The 18,776-nt window shown below is 67.2% G+C and carries 17 protein-coding genes; all 17 read left to right on the plus strand.

Translation table 11 applies throughout. From position 1 onward, the window contains the following. Nucleotide 1: 1 nt before the first annotated feature. Nucleotides 2-1,090: a branched-chain amino acid ABC transporter permease gene (locus QW863_RS25005; protein ID WP_315717436.1), complete on the plus strand. Its 1,089-nt coding sequence runs from the start codon at nt 2-4 to the stop codon at nt 1,088-1,090. Continuing rightward, nucleotides 1,083-1,865 (plus strand): ABC transporter ATP-binding protein, encoded by a 783-nt coding sequence (locus QW863_RS25010; RefSeq protein WP_315717437.1) that lies wholly within the window; start codon nt 1,083-1,085, stop codon nt 1,863-1,865. Before QW863_RS25005 ends, QW863_RS25010 begins: the two co-directional genes overlap by 8 nt. Next, nucleotides 1,858-4,077, plus strand: coding sequence for an ABC transporter permease (locus QW863_RS25015; RefSeq protein ID WP_315717438.1), 2,220 nt, complete (start codon nt 1,858-1,860; stop codon nt 4,075-4,077). Before QW863_RS25010 ends, QW863_RS25015 begins: the two co-directional genes overlap by 8 nt. Nucleotides 4,078-4,082: 5 nt before the next feature. Next, nucleotides 4,083-4,928, plus strand: a complete 846-nt coding sequence (locus QW863_RS25020) for a phosphoenolpyruvate hydrolase family protein (RefSeq protein ID WP_315717439.1) — start codon at nt 4,083-4,085, stop codon at nt 4,926-4,928. A gap of 76 nt (nt 4,929-5,004) precedes the next feature. Then, on the plus strand, nt 5,005-7,902 hold the full coding sequence (locus QW863_RS25025; RefSeq protein ID WP_315717440.1) for a flotillin family protein: 2,898 nt from the start codon (nt 5,005-5,007) through the stop codon (nt 7,900-7,902). A gap of 6 nt (nt 7,903-7,908) precedes the next feature. Then, on the plus strand, nt 7,909-8,346 hold the full coding sequence (locus QW863_RS25030; RefSeq protein WP_315717441.1) for an SRPBCC family protein: 438 nt from the start codon (nt 7,909-7,911) through the stop codon (nt 8,344-8,346). A gap of 4 nt (nt 8,347-8,350) precedes the next feature. After that, nucleotides 8,351-8,794 carry an SRPBCC family protein gene (locus QW863_RS25035; protein WP_315717442.1) on the plus strand — a complete coding sequence of 148 codons (444 nt, stop codon included), beginning with the start codon at nt 8,351-8,353 and terminating at the stop codon, nt 8,792-8,794. Between the two features lie 15 nt (nt 8,795-8,809). After that, a complete protein-coding gene (locus tag QW863_RS25040; protein ID WP_315717443.1) occupies nt 8,810-9,631 on the plus strand; it encodes an FAD binding domain-containing protein in 822 nt (273 codons plus the stop codon). A 3-nt stretch (nt 9,632-9,634) separates the two neighbouring features. Then, the gene (locus QW863_RS25045) at nt 9,635-10,114 is read left to right on the plus strand and encodes a (2Fe-2S)-binding protein (RefSeq protein ID WP_315717444.1); all 480 of its coding nucleotides are present in this window, start codon (nt 9,635-9,637) and stop codon (nt 10,112-10,114) included. A gap of 12 nt (nt 10,115-10,126) precedes the next feature. Then, nucleotides 10,127-11,701 (plus strand): xanthine dehydrogenase family protein molybdopterin-binding subunit, encoded by a 1,575-nt coding sequence (locus tag QW863_RS25050; RefSeq protein ID WP_315717445.1) that lies wholly within the window; start codon nt 10,127-10,129, stop codon nt 11,699-11,701. 1 nt (nt 11,702) lies between these two features. Beyond that, complete coding sequence (locus QW863_RS25055; RefSeq protein WP_315717446.1) at nt 11,703-12,725, plus strand: xanthine dehydrogenase family protein molybdopterin-binding subunit; 1,023 nt, start codon at nt 11,703-11,705, stop codon at nt 12,723-12,725. Nucleotides 12,726-12,731: 6 nt separating this feature from the next. Then, nucleotides 12,732-13,613, plus strand: coding sequence for a MoxR family ATPase (locus QW863_RS25060; protein WP_315717447.1), 882 nt, complete (start codon nt 12,732-12,734; stop codon nt 13,611-13,613). Continuing rightward, nucleotides 13,610-14,728, plus strand: coding sequence for a VWA domain-containing protein (locus QW863_RS25065; RefSeq protein WP_315717448.1), 1,119 nt, complete (start codon nt 13,610-13,612; stop codon nt 14,726-14,728). The genes QW863_RS25060 and QW863_RS25065 overlap by 4 nt, the downstream gene beginning before the upstream one ends. Next, a complete protein-coding gene (locus tag QW863_RS25070) occupies nt 14,725-15,612 on the plus strand; it encodes an amidohydrolase family protein (protein WP_315717449.1) in 888 nt (295 codons plus the stop codon). Before QW863_RS25065 ends, QW863_RS25070 begins: the two co-directional genes overlap by 4 nt. A gap of 39 nt (nt 15,613-15,651) precedes the next feature. Then, nucleotides 15,652-16,500, plus strand: coding sequence for an MBL fold metallo-hydrolase (locus QW863_RS25075; protein ID WP_315717450.1), 849 nt, complete (start codon nt 15,652-15,654; stop codon nt 16,498-16,500). 18 nt (nt 16,501-16,518) lie between these two features. Next, nucleotides 16,519-18,114, plus strand: coding sequence for an isochorismatase family protein (locus QW863_RS25080; RefSeq protein WP_315717451.1), 1,596 nt, complete (start codon nt 16,519-16,521; stop codon nt 18,112-18,114). A gap of 3 nt (nt 18,115-18,117) precedes the next feature. Then, nucleotides 18,118-18,744, plus strand: a complete 627-nt coding sequence (locus QW863_RS25085) for an NAD(P)H-dependent oxidoreductase (protein ID WP_315717452.1) — start codon at nt 18,118-18,120, stop codon at nt 18,742-18,744. Nucleotides 18,745-18,776 lie beyond the last annotated feature (32 nt).

An 18,776-nucleotide genomic window follows, 5' to 3' on the forward strand; every position in this document is an offset into this window, starting at 1 on the left:
GATGTCGCTGATCCAGGAGGCACGTGCGCGGGAGAGCATGCTGGCAGGCGGCGCCGCACGGCAGCCGGCCGCATGGTCGGCCACCGAGCAGCCCTGGGCCTGGGCGGTCTCCGCGCTGCTGCTGATCATGCCGCTGATCGCCAACGGCTTCTTCCTGATCGAGATCTTCGGCACGACCCTGATCCTCGGAACCATCGCGTTGAGCCTGATGTTCCTCGCCGGCTATGGCGGCATGGTCAGCCTGATGCAGCTGACGATCGCGGGCTTTGCCGGCTACATGGTCGCCGTGTTCGGCGTCAGCGGCAACGCCAATATCAGCCTCGGATGGCCGTGGTGGTTGGCGCCGCCGATGGCCCTGGTGCTCGCGGTGCTGTTCGGCACGCTGGGCGGCGCGCTGGCGGTACGCACCGAGGGCATCTACACCATCATGATCACGCTCGCGATCGGCGCGGCGTTCTATTATTTCACCAATCAGAACTGGGCGATATTCAACGGCCACACCGGCATCAACACGATCGCCACGCCACATTTTCTCGGCGTCGATTGGCGCATGGACGTCGCGTTCTATTACCTGACGCTGGCGGTGGCCGCACTGTGCTATTTCGCTGTGCTCTATCTGTCGCGCGCGCCGTTCGGCCTGGCGCTGCAGGGCGTGCGCGACAATCCCAGGCGCATGGCCGCGCTCGGCTTCAACGTCAATGCACATCGCATCGCCGCCTATGCGTTCGCGGCCCTGATCGCCGGCATGGGCGGTGTGCTCCAGGTCTGGAACTATCGGCAGATCTCGCCCGGATCTGTCGCGGTCGAGCGCTGCATCGACATTCTCATCGTCGCCGTCGTCGGCGGCATCACCCGGCCGGTTGGGCCCTATATCGGCGCCTTCATCTTCGTCATCCTGCGCACTTTCGCGCTCGACTTCCTGGTGAAGGTCGGGCTCGACGGCAACCGGTTCCGGCTGCTGATCGGGCTCGGCTTTCTCGCTATCGTGTTCTGGTCCTCCGACGGAGTCATCGGCCTCTATGAGCGGTGGCGCCGTCGCAGCGAGGCTTCGGAGCCGCGGTCGCGCCCCGGAGGTCACGGCCATGGATAGGGTCGCTGACCGGCTCTCGGCGCTCGGCTCGACTGCAGCCCTCGAATTGCGCGGTGTCACGCGGATGTTCGGTGCGCTCGCCGCGCTGACCGACATCACGATCACGGTGCGGCCCGGCGAGCGGCGCGCGGTGCTCGGCTCGAACGGCGCCGGCAAGACCACCCTGTTCAACTGCGTGACCGGCGACTTCCTGCCGACCTCAGGCACGATCCGCTTCTTCGGCGAGGACATCACCGCCTTTCCGCCCTACGAGCGGATCCGCCGCGGGCTGCGCCGCACCTACCAGATCTCGGCGCTGTTCCTCGGCCTGTCGGTGCGCGACAATGTCTATCTGGCATGCCGTGGCGTCTCGCGAGCGCGCTTCTCGATGCTGCGTCCCAGCGCCAATGACGCCCTGATGCAGGCGGCCGAGCGCCTGATCGAGGCCGTGCATCTGACGTCCGTGCGTGATCAACTGGTTTCGGAGCTCGCCCATGGCCAGCAGCGGCAGCTCGAGATCGCGCTGGCGCTGGCCGGCGCGCCCCGATTCATCCTGTTCGACGAGCCGGCGGCGGGTCTGTCGCCGACCGAGCGGCGCGAGCTGGTCGAGATCCTGACGTCGCTGCCGCCGCACATCGGTTACATCATCATCGAGCACGACATGGACGTGGCGCTGCGCGTCGTCGAGAGCGTGACGATGATGCACAACGGCCGCATCTTCAAGGAAGGCGCACCGCAGGAGATCGAATCCGATCCGGAGGTGCAGGAGCTCTATCTCGGAGGCGGCCATGAATGACGTCCGCCGCTCCGCGCCTGCGCTCGAGGTCCGCGGCCTCGACGTGTACTACGGCCATTCGCATGCGCTGCAGGGCGTCGATCTCCGGCTCGACAGCGGCGTCTTCTCGCTGGTCGGCCGCAACGGCATGGGCAAGACGACGCTGTGCAAGGCCATCATGGGCCTGCTGCGGCCGTCCGCCGGCACGGTGCGTCTGCGCGGCAATGATATCACCGGGCTCAATCCGGCGCGCATCGCGCGGCTCGGCGTCGGCTATGTGCCGCAGGGGCGGCGTCTGTGGCGCTCGCTCAGCGTCGACGAGCATCTGCGACTCGCCGCCGGCCTGCGCCGCGGCGCCTGGACCGTCGAGCGCGTCTACGAAACATTTCCGCGGCTCGCCGAGCGCCGCAACAATGGCGGCGGCCAGTTGTCGGGCGGCGAGCAGCAGATGCTGGCGATCTCGCGCGCGCTGCTGACCAATCCGCAGCTCCTGATCATGGATGAGCCGACAGAGGGCTTGGCGCCGGTCATCGTCGCCCAGGTCGAGGAGATGCTGATCCGGCTCAGCCAGGACGGCGACATGGCGGTGCTCGTGATCGAGCAGAACATCGGCGTTGCGACCGCGATCTCGTCCCGCGTCGCGATCATGGTCAATGGCCGCATCAACCGTATCATCGACTCGGCCCGGCTCGCCGCCGACCGCGAACTGCAGCAGCGCCTGCTCGGTGTCGGCCAGCATGCCGGCGACGAGACCGATCTCGGGACGGGCGAAGTTCAGGAGAGGCCCGCCGCACGTGCGGCGGTGTCAACGACGCCGAAAGCTGCGCCCGTCAAGGTTTACGTCTCTAATCCCGTGCTGCCGACGCGCTGGTCGCAGCCGGTGCCGATCGCGCAGATCGAGGCCAAGGCGCGCACGCTCTCCACCAGCGTCAGCCGACTTGACGAGGCCGCGCGCCAGGGCCGCGAGCGCGCCGCGCCGATCACGTCAGGTCCGCCCGCGGTGATCGTCGCCGGCACGCTCGACACCAAGGGTGACGAACTGCGCTTCATCCGCGATCTCGTCGCGAGCCACGGGCTGCGCACCCGGCTGGTCGACCTCTCCACCAGCGGACGCCATACGAGCTGCGACGTCTCGGCCCAGGAGATCGCGCTCAATCATCCGCGCGGCGGTCCCGCCGTGTTCGGTGCCGATCGCGGCGCATCCGTCACCGCGATGGCGGAGGCGTTCGGGCGCTGGCTGCGCCGGCAGGACAATGTCGCAGGTATCATCTCGGCGGGCGGCTCCGGCGGAACGTCGCTGGTCGCGCCGGGCATGCGCGAGCTCCCCGTCGGCGTGCCCAAGCTGATCATCTCCTCTGTCGCATCCGGCGACGTCGGCGCCTATGTCGGGCCGGCCGACATCGCGATGATGTACTCGGTCACCGACGTCCAAGGACTCAATTCGATTTCGCGCGCGGTGCTGAGCAATGGCGCGCATGCGCTTGCCGGCATGGTGATGGCCCGCCAGCGGAAGCCCGCTATCGCTGACAGCACCCGACCGCAACGTCCCGCGATCGGCATCACCATGTTCGGCGTGACCACGCCGGCGGTGCAGAAGCTCACGGCCGAGCTGCGCGACGACTACGAGTGCCTCGTCTTCCACGCCACCGGCGTCGGCGGCCGCTCGATGGAGAAGCTGGTCGATTCCGGCATGCTCGCCGGCGTGATCGATCTCACCACGACCGAGGTCTGCGACCTGCTGATGGGCGGTGTGTTTCCGGCAACCGAGGATCGCTTCGGCGCGATCATCCGCAGCCGCGTGCCCTATGTCGGCTCGGTCGGCGCGCTCGACATGGTGAATTTCGGCGCGCCCGAGACCATTCCCGAGCGCTACCGCGGCCGCAAATTCCACGTGCACAATCCGCAGGTCACGCTGATGCGGACGACGGCCGCGGAGAACGCGCAGATGGGGCGCTGGATCGGCGAGCGGCTCAATCGCATGGATGGATCGGTCCGGTTTCTCCTGCCGGAAAAGGGCGTCTCCGCGCTCGATGCGCCCGGGCAGCCGTTCTTCGATCGCGAGGCGGATGAGGCGCTGTTCCGCAGTCTCGAGCAGACCGTACGGCAGACCTCGAGCCGGCGCCTGATCCGCGTGCCGCATCACATCAACGACAATGAGTTCGCAGCAGTGGTCGTCGGCGCCATCCGGCCGATGCTTGGGCGGCTGCCGGCGCGGCGCAGACAGGCGAGGTGATGGTCATGCCGAGATATGAGCGCGCACCGCTGCTGAAGAAGTTTCGCGACATGGTGCGCCGTGGCGTGCCGATCATCGGCGGCGGCGCCGGCACCGGCCTGTCGGCCAAATGCGAGGAGGCCGGCGGCATCGACCTGATCGTGATCTACAATTCCGGCCGTTATCGCATGGCCGGCCGCGGCTCGCTCGCCGGACTGATGGCCTATGGCGACGCCAATGCCATCGTGGTCGAGATGGCCAGCGAGGTGCTGCCGGTGGTGAAGTCGACCCCGGTGCTCGCGGGCGTCAACGGCACCGACCCGTTCCGCGACATGGATGTGTTCCTCGATGAGCTGAAGGCGCTCGGCTTCTCCGGTGTGCAGAACTTCCCGACCGTCGGCCTGATCGACGGCACTTTCCGCGCCAATCTCGAGGAGACGGGCATTTCCTACGCGCTGGAGATCGACATGATCGGGCGCGCGCATGACAAGGACCTGCTGACGACGCCTTACGTCTTCAATGAAGCCCAGGCCGCGGGCATGGCGATCGCGGGTGCGGACATCATCGTCTGCCATCTCGGTCTGACAACCGGCGGCTCGATCGGCGCGCAGACCGCGCCCAAGCTCGAAGACTGTCCCGGCCTGATCGACAGCTGGGCCTCGGCCGCGCTCAGTGTCAACCCCGAGATTCTAGTTCTGGCGCATGGCGGCCCGATCGCGGAGCCGTCCGACGCCGACTTCATCATGAAGCACACCAAGAACTGCCATGGCTTCTACGGCGCCTCCTCGATGGAGCGGCTACCGGTGGAGCGCGCACTGACGGAGCAGGTACGACATTTCAAGGCAATCAGCGCGCGGCCACGCCGCGTCTGAGGCGACAACACGAGATCCGGCAGCAGCGGCGCTGAGGCGCCGCATTCGCCGGACGAGAGACTGAGGGAGAAATGAGATGTCCGGGGCTCTGATCGGTGAGCTGATTCTTTGGCTGATCATTGCGATCATCGTCATCGTGGTCGCGGTCTACATCGTCAACTGGCTGTATCACCGCTCCTCGAAGGAGGTGTCCTTCGTCCGCACGGGCTTCCTCGGGGAGCGCGTCGTGATCAATGGCGGCGCCTTCGTGCTGCCCTTCATTCACGACTATACGCCGGTGAACATGAACGTGCTGCCGATGGGTATCACGCGCGCGCGGCAGGACGCCGTCATCACGCGCGACCGCATGCGGGTCGACGTCGAGGCCGACTTCTACGTTCGTGTCCAGCCGACGCGCGAGGCGGTGTCGATCGCGGCGGCGACGCTCGGCCGTCGCACCCTCGAGCCGGAGCGGCTGCATGCGCTGCTGTCCGGCAAGTTCATCTCGGCCATGCGCTCGGTTGCCGCTGAAATGACCATGGAGCAGATGCACGAGCAGCGCGGTGACTACGTGTCCCGTCTCAAGGCGGCCGCGGCCGAGGCGCTGGCCCAGAACGGCCTGGAGCTGGAATCGGTGGCGATCACCGATTTGGACCAGACAGATCTCGAATTTTTCAACCCCTCGAACCGGTTCGATGCCGAGGGCCTGACGCGGCTGATGGAGGACATCGAGAGCAAGCGCAAGCTGCGCAACGATATCGAGCAGGACTCGATGATCAAGATTCGGACCCGCAACCTCGAAGCCGAGCGCGAGGCGCTCGATATCGAGCGCGAGAGCGAGACGGCGCGGCTGGAGCAGGAGCGCGACATCGAGATGCGCCGCGCCCTGCAGCGGACGGAGGTGGCGCGCGAGCGGGCGCTGCGCGAGACCGAGGCCGAGCAGGCACAGATCATGGCGCGCGAGGCGATCGAGAAGGCGCGGATCGCGAACGAACTGACGATTGCCGAGGCCCGAATCGCTGCCGAGCGCGACACGCGGCAGCGCGAGATCGAGCGGACGCGTGCCGTCGAAGAGAGGGAGCTGCTGGCGCGCGAGGACATCGAGAAGGCGCGGATCGCCAACCAGCGCGCGATCGACGCCGCGCGCATCGAATCTGAGCGCGAGGTGCGCCAACGCGATATCGAGCGGACCCGCACCATCGAGGAAGCCGAGATCGCCGCGCGCGAGGCGGTGGAGAAGGCCAGGATTCAGCAGGACCGCGTCGTCTCCGATGCGCGCATCGCCAATGACGAGGAGACACGCCGCCGCGAGATCGAACGCACCCGCGCGATCGAGCAGGCGGAGATCGCCGCGCGCGAGGCGACAGAGAAGGCGCGCATCGCGCAGACCATGATCGTCAATCTGGAGCGCATCAGCTCCGACGAGCGCACCCGCGCCACCGAGATTGCCCAAGTGCGCAACATCCAGGAGGCTGAGATCGAGGCGCAGAAAGCGGTCGAGGCCGCCCGGATCGCGCGCGAGCAGGCATTGTCGGCGGAACGGATCGCCGCCGAGCACGCCACGCGCAGGCTGGAGATTGAGCGCAACCAGGGCATCGAGATCGCCGGCATCGCCGCGCGCGAGGCCACCGAGGCCAGCCGCATCGCCCAGGAGGAACGCGTGCGTGCACTGGAGATCGCGCGCGTCAGGACCATCGAGGAGGCCGATATCGCCTCGCGCGAGGCGATCGAAGCGGCCCGCATCGCCCAGGAGCTGGCTGTAGCAGCCAAGCGGATCCAGTCGGAGAAGGAGACGCGTAGCCTGGAGATCGAGCGCACGGAGGCCGTCGAGGCCGCCGATCTGAAGCGTCGGGAGGCGGTCGAGCGGCGCCGCATCGAGGTCGAGCTGGCGCTGGAGGCCGAGCGCATTGCTTCGTCGCGGACGCGCGAGGTGCTCAACATCGACCACAAGAAGGCGATCGAGCTCGCCGACGAAACCCGCGTCATCGAGCTCGCCGCCAAGCGAGCCGAGCGCATCGATGCGGATCGTCAGGTCAAGGAAGCCGAGATCGTCGCGCGCAGGCAGGTCGAGACCGCCGATGTCTCGCGCGAGCAGGCGCTGGAGGCCGTCCGGTTGGAGCGTCGCCGGGCGATCGAGCAGCTCGAGGTCGCGCGCGTCCAGTCGCTGCAGGAGGCCGAGATCGCGGCCCGTGAGGAGGTCGAACGCGCCCGCATCGCCTCGGATCGTGGTCTCGACGAGGCCCGCATCGGCCGCGAGCGCGAGCTGCGTAAGCTCGAAGTGAACCGCGAGAAGGACGTCGAGACTGCGCTGATGGAGAAGGCCATCGCGCTGTATCAAAAATCGCTGGAGGAATCCGCGGCCAAGGTCGCGGCCGAAGAGGCGCGCTCGCGTGCAACGGAAGCGGCGGAGAAAGTCGTCACGGCGCGCGAGAGCGAGATTGCCCGCCGCCGTAAGACGGTCGAGGTGCTGCTGGCCGAGAAGCAGGCCGAGGAGACGCGGATCGCCGCAGAGGCCGAGCGGGTTCGTGCCGCGGTCGAAGCGGAGGCGCAGAAGCTGCTCAACGAGGCCGAGAACGTCCTGACCGACCAGGCACGCTACTCGCTGTTCCGGCGCAAGCTGCTCGACCGCATCGAGGGCATCGTGCGCGAGAGCGTCAAGCCGATGGAGAAGATCGAGGGCATCCGCATCCTGCAGGTCGACGGCTTGAACGGAAATGGCGGCAACGGCAATGGCGGCCGCAGCGCGACCGACGAGGTGATCGACTCCGCGCTGCGCTACCGCGTCCAGGCGCCGCTGATCGACTCCATTCTCTCCGATATCGGCGTCGAGGGCGGCAGCCTTGCCAAGATGCCGGGCCTGATCCGCGAGGCCAGGGACATGCAGGGAATCCGGAAAGAAACCTCGGCGCGCAAGGAGACAGGCGGCGGCGCCGGATCGGGCGAGGGCAGCCCGTCCGAGCCGCCGACCGATCGCGGTCCGCGCAAGAAGGGTTGATGCGAGATGGCGAGGGTTTACGTCTCCACCGTCGTGAGTGCCCGCAACGATCGGGTGTGGGCGCGCGTCCGCGACTTCAACGGCCTGCCGAACTGGCATCCGGCGATCGCCGAAAGCCGGATCGAGGGCGGCGAGCCCGCCGACAAGATCGGCTGCGTCAGGGATTTCCGGCTTCGCAACGGCGACCGCATTCGCGAGAAGCTGCTCGGCCTGTCGGACTACGACATGTTCTGCACCTACTCGATCCTGGAATCGCCGATGGGCGTATCGAACTACGTCGCGACCCTCAGGCTGACACCGGTCACGGACGGCGACAAGACGTTTCTGGAGTGGACCGCCGAGTTCGACTGCGCGCCGGAGCGCGAGGCTGATCTGGTGGCTTCGATCGGCGGCGGCGTGTTCCAGGGCGGCTTCGATGCGCTCAAGCGCGCGTTTGGGGGCTGACGCCGTGCCGCACGTGGTCAAGAGCACCATCATCGATGCGCCGACCGAGGCCGTGTGGGAGGTGCTGCGCGACTTCAACGGTCATGATCGCTGGCACCCGGCGGTGGCGACCTCTGCGATCGAGCGTTCGCAGACGTCCGACAAGATCGGTTGTGTCAGGCGCTTTCGTCTGAAGGACGGCTCCGAGCTGCGCGAGCAGTTGCTGGCGCTGTCCGATCTCGAGCAGAGCTTCAGCTACTGTCTGCTCGATACGCCGGTCCAGCTGTTCAACTACGTCGCCCATGTCCGGCTGCTGCCGGTCACCGATGGTGATCGCACCTTCTGGCACTGGGAGAGCCGCTTCACGACGCGGCCCGAGCTGGCCGAGGCGCTGTCGCGCATGGTGGCAGAAGACATCTACCAGGCCGGCTTTGAGGCGATCCGATCGCATCTGAAGCAGGCGGCATGAGGACGAGGTGAATCGATGCCAGTCACGGTGAAGACGTTTCAGGCCGCGAGCGAAGCTGCGTCTGCGCTGTCGTCGGACCGCGCGGCGCGCTACCTGGGCGGCGGCACGCTGGTCATGCGCGATCTCAATGAGGGCGACGTCTCGATTGCGACGGTCATCCGCGCCACCGACCGGACCTTGCAGGGCATCGATGCGGCAGGCGCGCGCATCAGGATCGGCGCCGGCGTCACCTTCGCCCGCGTGCTGGCCGAGCGCGATCTCGCCTTCCTGCATCCGGCGGCGCGCTCGATCGGCGGCCCGGCGGTGCGCAACATGGGGACCGTCGGTGGCAATCTGTTCGCTCCGGCGCCGTTCGGCGACTTCACGGTGGCGCTGCTGGCGCTCGACGGCATCGTCTCGCTGCAGGGCAGCTTCGGCGTCAGGGACATGCCGATCGAGGAGTTCCTGCAATCGCGCGACCGCCAGGCCGGTGCGCTGGTGGTCGGCGTGTCGTGCATCCGTCCTGCGTCGGCGGATGCGTTCCGCTATCGCAAGATCGCCCGGATCAAGCCGAAGGGCGGATCGGTGATCACGCTTGCGGCGCATCTTCCACAGAGTGGCGGCCGCGTGACCGGCGCGCGGATCGCGCTGGGATCGATGGCCCCGACCGCCATCCGCGCCAAGGCGGCCGAGCGCGCGCTCGAAGGGCGGCCGTTCGACGCCGGCGCGATCAGTGCCGCCGCTGCTGCGGCGGCCGAGGGAACGGCACCCACCGACAATTCGCTGGCCAGCGCGTGGTATCGCCGCGAAGTGGTCGGCGTCCATCTGCGGCGGCTGTTGTCGGGACAGGAGAGCTAGAGCATGGCCAAGACCCCACTTCAGTTCCGGCACAATGGTCGCGATGTCGCGCTGTTCGTCGACGGCGGCACCAATCTGCTGGTCGTGCTGCGCGAGATGATCGGCGACCTCACGCCGAAATTCGGTTGCGGCCAGGGCGGCTGCGGCGCGTGCACGGTCCTCATCGATGGCGACGCGCACCTGTCTTGTCTGACGCTCGCCGAAGCCGTCGAGGGCCGCGCGGTCGAGACGCTCGACGGCATCAAGAGCGGTCCGAATTTGCATCCGCTGCAGCGCGCCTTCGCCGAGGGTTTTGCCGCGCAATGCGGCTATTGCACGCCGGGCATGCTGATGGCGGCGAAGGCGCTGCTCGACAAGATCCCGCAGCCAAGCCGCGAGCAGGTGGTAGAGGCGATTTCGGGCAACATCTGCCGGTGTACCGGCTACGAGCCGATCATCAATGCGGTGCTGGCGGCGGCCGCGTCGCTGCGCGCGAGTGCGTGAGGAGAGATCGCCATGCTGGAACTGCGCAAGGACATCTTCGCCGACGAGCGCGACGACAATCTCAACGAGGTCGGCAAGGGCACCCAACGCCAGGACATGCTCGGCCATGTCACGGGGACCTCGACCTATTTCAACGATCACAAGCTGCAGGGCATGCTGCATCTGAAGGTCGTGAGGTCGACGCAGCCGCATGCCCGGCTGCGCCGCATCGAGACCAGCGAGGCCGAACGGAGCGAGGGCGTGCGGCGGATCATCCGCGGCAGCGACGTGCCGCGCAATCTCAACACGCTGCTCAGCCTGATCAATTTTGGCAAGGACGATGAGCCGACGCTTGCCGTCGACAAGGTACGCTACCGCGGCGAGCCGATCGTCGCCGTCGTCGCCGAGACGCCGCGCGCGGCGGCCGAGGCGGCGGCCAGGGTACGCGTCGACTATGAGATCTTGCCGGCGGTGTTCGACGTCGAGGAGGCGCTGAAGCCGGGCGCGCCCACCGTCAACGAGACCTATCCGAAGAATACGTTCACCTATCACGACCGCTACGACCACCAGAAGTTGCGCTTTGGCGACGTCGAGCGCGGCTTTGCCGGCGCCGATCATGTCTTGGAACAGCGCTACCAGATGTCGCCGATCGAGCACGCGCCGGTCGAAACCAACGGCTCGATCGCCGCGCCCGACACCAACGGCCGCTACGTGGTCTATACCTCGACCCAGGCGCTGTTCTTCTCGCTCGACACCTGCGCCAAGATCCTCGATCTGCCGTCGAACACATTCCACTTCATCGGCGGCACGGTCGGCGGCGGCTTCGGCGGCAAGGTCGACACGCTGACCGAGCCGCTCGCCATTCTCGCTGCGATGTTGACGGGGCGCCCGGTGCGCTACGTGCTCGGACGAGAGGAGGAGATGCAGTTCGGGCCGCCCCGCGGTGCCGAGCGCATCTACATCAAGGACGGAGTCATGCGTGACGGCCGCATCGTGGCGCGCCAGATCCGCGGCTATTTCGACTCTGGCGCTTATACGCGGCTGTCGAGCTACGCGGTGGTCAAATGCGCCGCGCACCTGCCGGGGCCCTACACGATCCCGAACGTCCATGGCGACATCTACTGCATCTTCACCAACCGCACGCCGGCCACCGCGATGCGCGGCTTCGGCATCACCGGCATGGACTTCGCGCTCGAATGCCAGATGGACAAGCTCGCGCATCTGATCGGCATGGACCCGATGGAGTTTCGTATCCTCAACGCCTATCGCGACGGCGACATGAAGGCGCATCGCCGCGAGGCCAAGAACACCGCGCTGATCGAATGCGTCCAGGTCGCGGCCGAGAAGGCCAAATGGCCGATCCGCGAGGAGTTCCGGCGCATGTCCTCGCGCAAGGATGGCGGCGGGGCGCGGGCGGCTGTTCCCTCCACGCCACGAGAGCCGGTGAGCGCGCGGCCTGCGCCGGCGCAGCAACGCACCAGCTACGATCGTGGTCTCTCGGCGCCGCCACAACCCGAGCCGCCACCACCTCCGCCAACGAGCCCGGCGCCTTCGCCGGGGCACGGCGCGACGCGGTTCTCGTCGGTGTTCGGCACGAGGAGGCGCTGACATGACGAGGCACCGCGGCCGCGGCATGGCGGCGATCAACTATCCCATCGGCATGAATCTCGGCGGCGATCCGAGCCAGGCGCTGGTGCATTCCAACCCCAGCGGCAAGTTCACGGTGGCGCTGTCGTCGATCGATCTCGGGCAGGGCATGAAGTCGGTGACGCGGCAGATCTGTGCCGAGACGCTCGGCGTGCCGGTCGAGGACGTCTATGTCGACACCGCCGATTCCGACACCGGCCCGCATTGCATGGGCTCGTTCGCTTCGCGCGGCACCCATCGCGTCGGCAATGCCGTGATGGCGGCGGCCAAGGAGGCGCGTGGCGTCATGATGGAGGCCGCGGCCGAGGAGCTCGAGGTCAACGCCAGCGATCTCGAAACGGATGGTCGCGGCAACATCCACGTCAAGGGCGCGCCGCATCGCTCGATCTCGGTGAAGGACGTCGCCATCGCCGCGCAGTTCCGCCAGGGCAAGACCATCTCCGGCCGTGGCATCTTCCTGGTGCCGCTGTCGGAGGTGGATCCCGAGACTGGCGAAATGTCCCCGGCGACCTGCTACGCGCATGCCTGTCTCGTCGCCGAGGTCGAGGTCGATGACGAGACCGGCGAGGTCGGCGTGGTCAGGATGGACAGCGCCTATGAGCTGGGACGCGCGCTCAATCCCCGCCTCGTCGAGCAGCAGCTGGTCGGCGGCGCCTGGATGGGCATGAGCCACGCGCTCTACGAGACGACGGAGCCGTACTACCCGGACCCGAAGCAAGGACCGCGCGACTTCGTGGAATACCTGATGCCGGGACCTGGCGACATCTGTCCGCACGACATCGCCGTGCTGGAGCGGCCGGCGCCCGACGGACCGTTCGGCGGCAAGGGCCCTGGCGAGATGTGCGCCAATCCTGTGCTTCCTGCCATCGCGAATGCGATTTTCAACGCCGTCGGCGTGCGCCTCGACGAACTGCCGATCACGCCAGAGAAAGTGCTGCGCGCGATCAAGGCCCAGGGCGGCGCCCGGCCGCAGACGCGGCGGTGACGCAGCATGGTGGTCCGCAGCAACATCGTCGGCATCGACTCGCCGCAGGCGCTGGAAAAGGCACTGCGCGCGGCGTACTATCTCGCCGATGACGGGCTCTCCACCGCGGCCTATCTCGCGCTCGCGCTGGGCAAGCCATTGCTCTTGGAAGGCGCGCCCGGCGTCGGAAAAACCGAGGCGGCGAAGGCAATCGCCGCGGTGCTCGGCCGCAAGCTGATCCGCCTGCAATGCTACGAAGGTATCGACGCTGCTGCGGCGCTCTACGAGTGGAACTATCCGCGCCAGATGCTCGCGATCCGCCAAGCCGGCGAGGAGAGCATCGACATCTATGGCGAGAGCTTTCTGATCGAGCGGCCGATGCTGGCCTGCCTGCGCGCGCCCGATGCGACCGTGCTGCTGATCGACGAGATCGATCGGGCCGACCAGGAGTTCGAGGCGTTCCTGCTCGAATTTCTCTCCGATTTCCAGATATCGATCCCCGAGCGCGGCACGGTGCGCGCCGCGGAGCGGCCGATCGTGGTGCTGACCTCGAATCGGACCCGTGACCTGCACGAAGCGCTGCGCCGACGCTGTGTCTATCATTGGATCGACTATCCCGATGCGGAGCGCGAGGCGCGCATCGTGATGATGCGGGCCTCCAGTGTTGCCGAAGCGACCGCGCGGGCCGTGGTGGCTGCAGTGGCGAAGCTGCGGCGCGAGCCGCTGAGCAAGGCGCCCGGGATTGCCGAGGCGGTCGATTGGGCGGAGGCGGCGACGCTGCTCAACCAGACCGGCGCGCGCTGGCCCGATGCGTTCAAGCGCGCGATTGGCGTCGCGCTGAAGGATGAGGAGGATCTGTCCTTCATCGCGCCGCGGCTCGACGCGCTGCTCGCGGAGGCGATGACATGAGCGAGCCCCGCCTGCCGCAGGCGACCGAGATCTTCGTGACATTCGCTGCGCTGTTGCGGCGAAACGGCTTCGCAATTGCGCCGGAGCAGACCACCGCCTTCCTCGCTGCGATCGAACTGCTGGGGCCTGTCAGCATCGAGGATATCCGTCGTGCCGGGACGGCGACCCTCGCGCCGCCTCCGGAGCGGCTCGCGACCTACAATCTGCTGTTCGACGTCCATTTTGGTGTCGCCGAGGCAACGGCCTTCAGCGAGAGCGACAGGCAGGACGATGTCGTGCGTCTCCAGGAGGAAGGGGACGGCGCTGTCGGTCCCGATCTCGCCGAGGAGCAGAACGAGTCAGGTCTGGCTGCGACGCGCGTTGAAGCGCTGGTCGCCCGCCGCTTGGCTGCGACGACGGGCGGCCATGCCCTGCAGCGCCTCGCGCGTCAGGCGCGTGCAAAACTGCCGAAACGGCGTGGCCACCGGCGCATGCGCGCGCGGCGCGGCAGCTTCGTGGACCTGCGCCGGACCCTGCGCGAGAGCATAAGGCGCGACGGTGAGGTGCTGTCGCTGCGGCGGCTGAAGCGGCGACCTCGATTGCGACGATTGCTGCTGCTGATCGACGTCTCCGGCTCGATGAAGGCGCGGACCGAGGATAACATGCGGCTCGCCCACGTGCTGGTGCAGGCCGTACCCCAGGCCGAGGTGTTCACGCTTGGCACACGGCTGACACGCGTGACGCGGCCCTTGCGGCTGAAGCGGCGCGAACAGGCGCTGCTCGCTGCCTCGCATCTCGTCAGCGACTGGGACGGTGGCACGCGCATCGGCGAGGCGCTGCAGGCCTTCCTCGCGGTGCCGCGGTTCTCGACCTACGCGCGGGGCGCCGTCGTGCTGGTCATCTCGGATGGGCTCGAGCGTGGTGACCATCATGTGCTCCGTGACGCCGTGTGGAGGCTGTCGCTGCGCGCCTGGCGCCTGAGCTGGCTGACGCCGCTCGCGACGGGGCCCGGCTTCAAGCCGCAGACCGAGGCGTTGCAGGCGATCGCGCCATTCGTCGACGACATCGCAGCCGGCGGGTCGGACGAGACCATCGTCGCGCATGTTCTGTCGCTGGCACAGAGGAGGGCGGCATGACCGGTTATGTCGATGCGCATCACCACATCTGGCGTCAGGCCGATCTGCCCTGGCTGGTCGGGCCGATGCAGCCGCGGATTTTCGGCCCCTATGAGCCGATCAGGCGCGACTACACGATCGAGGAGTATCTCGACGACATCGCCGGCAGCGGCGTCACGCAATCGGTCTACGTCCAGACCAACTGGGCCAAGGACGGCTTCGAGGACGAAGCCGCCTGGGTGCAGCGAACTTCTGAGCAGCACGGCTTTCCGCACGGGATCGTCGCCTATGCCGATCTGAGCGTCGAAGATGCGCGGCCGCAGTTCAACCGGCTGGCGCGCTATCCCCTGCTGCGCGGGGTCCGGATGCAGCTGCACTGGCATGAGAACCCGCTCTATCGTTTCGCTTCGTCCCCAGACCTTTGCAGAGATACCCATATCCGCGCCAACATCGCGCGGCTCGCCGACTACGGCTGGTCCTTCGACCTGCAGGTCTTCGGGCCGCAGATGGCGGGCGCCGCAGCGCTCGCCGAGAGCTGTCCGTCCGTGACCTTCATCCTCCAGCATGCCGGCATGCTGGAGGATCTGTCCACGCGCGGTCGCGATCGATGGCGAGCCGGCATGCAGCGGCTGGCGAGCTGCAGCAATGTCGTCAGCAAGCTCTCGGGCCTCGGCACCTTCATTCGCCGCAACGATCCGGCGCATGTCGCCGACGTGGTGCGGGAGACGGTCGGAATGTTCGGCCCCGAGCGCTGCCTGTTCGGCTCGAACTTTCCGATCGAGAAGCTCTGGACCGACTACCGCGTACTGGTGGGGGCCTATGAGGCTGCCATCCGGGACCTCGACGAGCATGCGCGCGCGCAGGTCATGGGAGGGACGGCGCAGCGCGTCTATCGGCTGGGATGATACCGCCTGCAACGACAACAAAAGCAACAGGGAACGCTCATGGCGCTGGAAATCAAGGTTCTCGACTATGGTGATATCGAATTGGAATCGAGCTTCCTTGTGCTCGGCCGTGATTGCGGCCGCACCCGCCGGGTGCTGACGCTCGGCTTCCTGATCCTGGGCGGGCCGTATCCGGTCGTGGTCGATACCGGCTACCGCTCCAACCAGATCATGGAGACGCTGGGCATGCGCGGGCTGCAGTACCATGAGAACATGATCGAGAACCAATTGGCGCGGCACGGCGTGCGCATGGGCGATGTCCGCTACGTCTGCCACACCCATCTGCACATCGATCACGCCGGGAAGGACGATCTGTTCCCGATGAACACGACGGTCGTGCTCAACCGCCGCGAGCTCGAATACTCGGTTTCCGGGCTGATGCATCCGCAATATCCGGCGCCCGACATCAAGCATCTGATCGACCGGCTGCACACCAAGAGTGCGCTGCGTTTCCTCGACCTCGAGCTCACCGGCCCGGTCGAGCTGATGCCGGGCGTCTATTGCGACGCTGCGAATGCCCATACCGAAGGCTCGATGAACATCCACGTCCACACTGCCGATGGCATCGCTACCATCTGCGGCGACGTCATCTACGACTTCAACGACCAGATCGTGACGCCGTTCAACGAGATCCAGGATGGCGAGCCGCGCACCACCGGCAATCACGGCACGACAAAACGCGCCGAGAAGGCAGCGATCAAGAAGCTGCTGTCAAGTTCGCGCTATCTGCTGCCGGTGCACGATCGTCCCGCCAAGATCGAAGGCGGTGTGGTGGTGGGACGGCTGCACGACCAAGTGCCGGGGCCGCTGGTGCAGTCGCTGCCGCAGCGGCACTGGTTTCCGGCGTGAGCAGCACAAGGTGCCCCCATGACCCACGTGACGTTGCGCAGTGAGTTCGAAACTCTGATCGATCCGTATGCGCCGGTGGCGCAGGTCGCGACCGGCTTCGAGTTCACCGAGGGGCCGATCTGGCATCCCGTCGAGCAGTTCCTGCTGTTCTCCGACATGCCGGCTGATGTCCGCCGCCGCTGGGACGCGAAGCGCGGCGTGGTGGAGATGCGGCGGCCGTCGAACAAGTGCAACGGCATGACCTATGATGCCGAGCTCAATCTGATCGTCTGCGAACACGCGACGTCGTCGCTGGTGCGCGAGCGTCCCGACGGCCGCCGCGAGATCCTGGCATCGCATTTCGAGAACCAGGAGCTGAACAGCCCCAACGACGTGTGCGTCCATTCCAGCGGGACGATCTACTTCTCCGACCCGTGGTATGGCCGCATGCCGGTCTACGGCGTGGAGCGGCCGCGCCAGCTCGGCTTCCAGGGCGTGTACCGGGTGCCGCCGGGCGGCGGTCCGCCGCGGCTGCTGGTTGACCGCCATCTGTTCGACCAGCCCAACGGGCTGTGCTTTTCCCCGGACGAGAAGCTGCTTTACGTCAACGATACGGTGCAGGCGGTGATCCGCGTGTTCGACGTCGGCGGCGATGGTGCGCTGGCGAACGGGCGCGTCTTTGCCAGCGGCATCCGCTCCGAGCTCGAGCCAGGCGTGCCCGACGGCATGAAATGCGACCAGCGCGGCAATGTCTGGGTCACCGCACCCGGTGGCGTCTGGGTCTATGCGCCTACGGGCGAACTGCTCGGCAAGGTGCGCGTGCCGGAGCTCGTCGCCAATCTCGCCTGGGGCGGTCCCGAGTTTCGCACGCTCTATCTCACCGCGACCCATTCGGTCTATGCGATCGCGACCAAGGTCGGTCCGCGCCACGAGCCGTATATGAGCGCGCGAAGTCGAGGGGCGTCAACGGCAGGTCTGGCGATGTCCAGCGCGACGTCCGCGCCATCGGCGCCGCAGCTGGCATCTGGTGACATGCAGCTCGATCCGCGCCGCTGCGCGATGATCATCCAGGATCTGCAGAACGACGTCATCATGGACGGTGGCGCCTTCGCGGATTCCGGCGCGCCCGGTCATGCCAAGCAGCAGCGCGTGGTCGACAATGTCCGGCGGCTCGCCGAGGTCGCGCGTGCGCGCGGCGTCGTCATCATTCATGTCTGGTTCGTGGTCGAGCCGGGCGCGCCCGGCGTGACCTTGAACGCACCGCTGTTCGAGGGGCTGGTCGACAGCAAGGCGATGGTGCGCGGCAGCTGGGGCGCGGCGCCTGTCGCCGGCCTGGAGCCGCGCAGCGGCGACTTCGTGGTCGAGAAGATGCGCATGAGCGCGTGGGAAGGCACGCGGCTCGAGACGATTCTCAAGGCCACCGGGCGCGACGTCCTCATCAATACCGGCGCCTGGACGAACATGTCGGTGGAGCACACCGCGCGCACCGGGGCCGACAAGGGCTATTTCATCGTGGTGCCGGAGGATTGCTGCTCGACCATGAACGCGGACTGGCACAATGCGTCGATCAACTTCGCCATGCAGAATGTTGCTGTCGTGACCACGGCCGACGCGGTGATCAGGGCGCTGGGGTGAGGCATGCCAAAGCTGCTGCATCTCGTCGCCTCGCCGCGGGCAGATTCGGAATCCAGCGCCGGCGCGCGCGCCTTCCTGGACCGCTTCAGGCAGGCGCGGCCGGGTTGGGACGTCGACGAGATGAATCTGTGGCGCGAGAGTCTGCCCGAGTTCGACGGCGAGATCCTGCAGGCGAAATATGCCCGCATGGGCGGCCGCGCCTTCACCGACGGCCAGCGCCGGGCGTTCGCTGTGGCCGAGCGCATGGCGGTGCGGCTCGATCTGGCCGAGCGCGTCGTGATCTCGACGCCGATGTGGAATTTCGGCGTTCCCTACAAACTCAAGCACTGGCTCGACATCATCAATCAGCCGGGCCTCACCTTTCGCTTCGATCCGTCGCGTGGCTACCTGCCGCTTCTGAAGGATCGTCCGACGCTGGTGATCCTCGCCAGCGGCGGCGACTTCACCACCGGCATCAGCCGGGGGCGTACTGACCTCGCGACGCCCTATTTGCGCGAGGCGCTGCGCTTCATGGGCCTTCGCGACCTGCACTTCGTGGCGATCGGGCCGACCAGCGGGCCGGCGGCGCACACCGGCGTGGCGCGTGAGCGGGCGCACAGGCGGCTCGTCGAGATGGCCGCGCGATTTTGACGAGGCAGCCGCGCGGCGCGCATCAGGTCCTA

This window comes from Bradyrhizobium sp. SZCCHNR1017 (genome assembly GCF_032381375.1).
Lineage (GTDB): Bacteria > Pseudomonadota > Alphaproteobacteria > Rhizobiales > Xanthobacteraceae > Bradyrhizobium.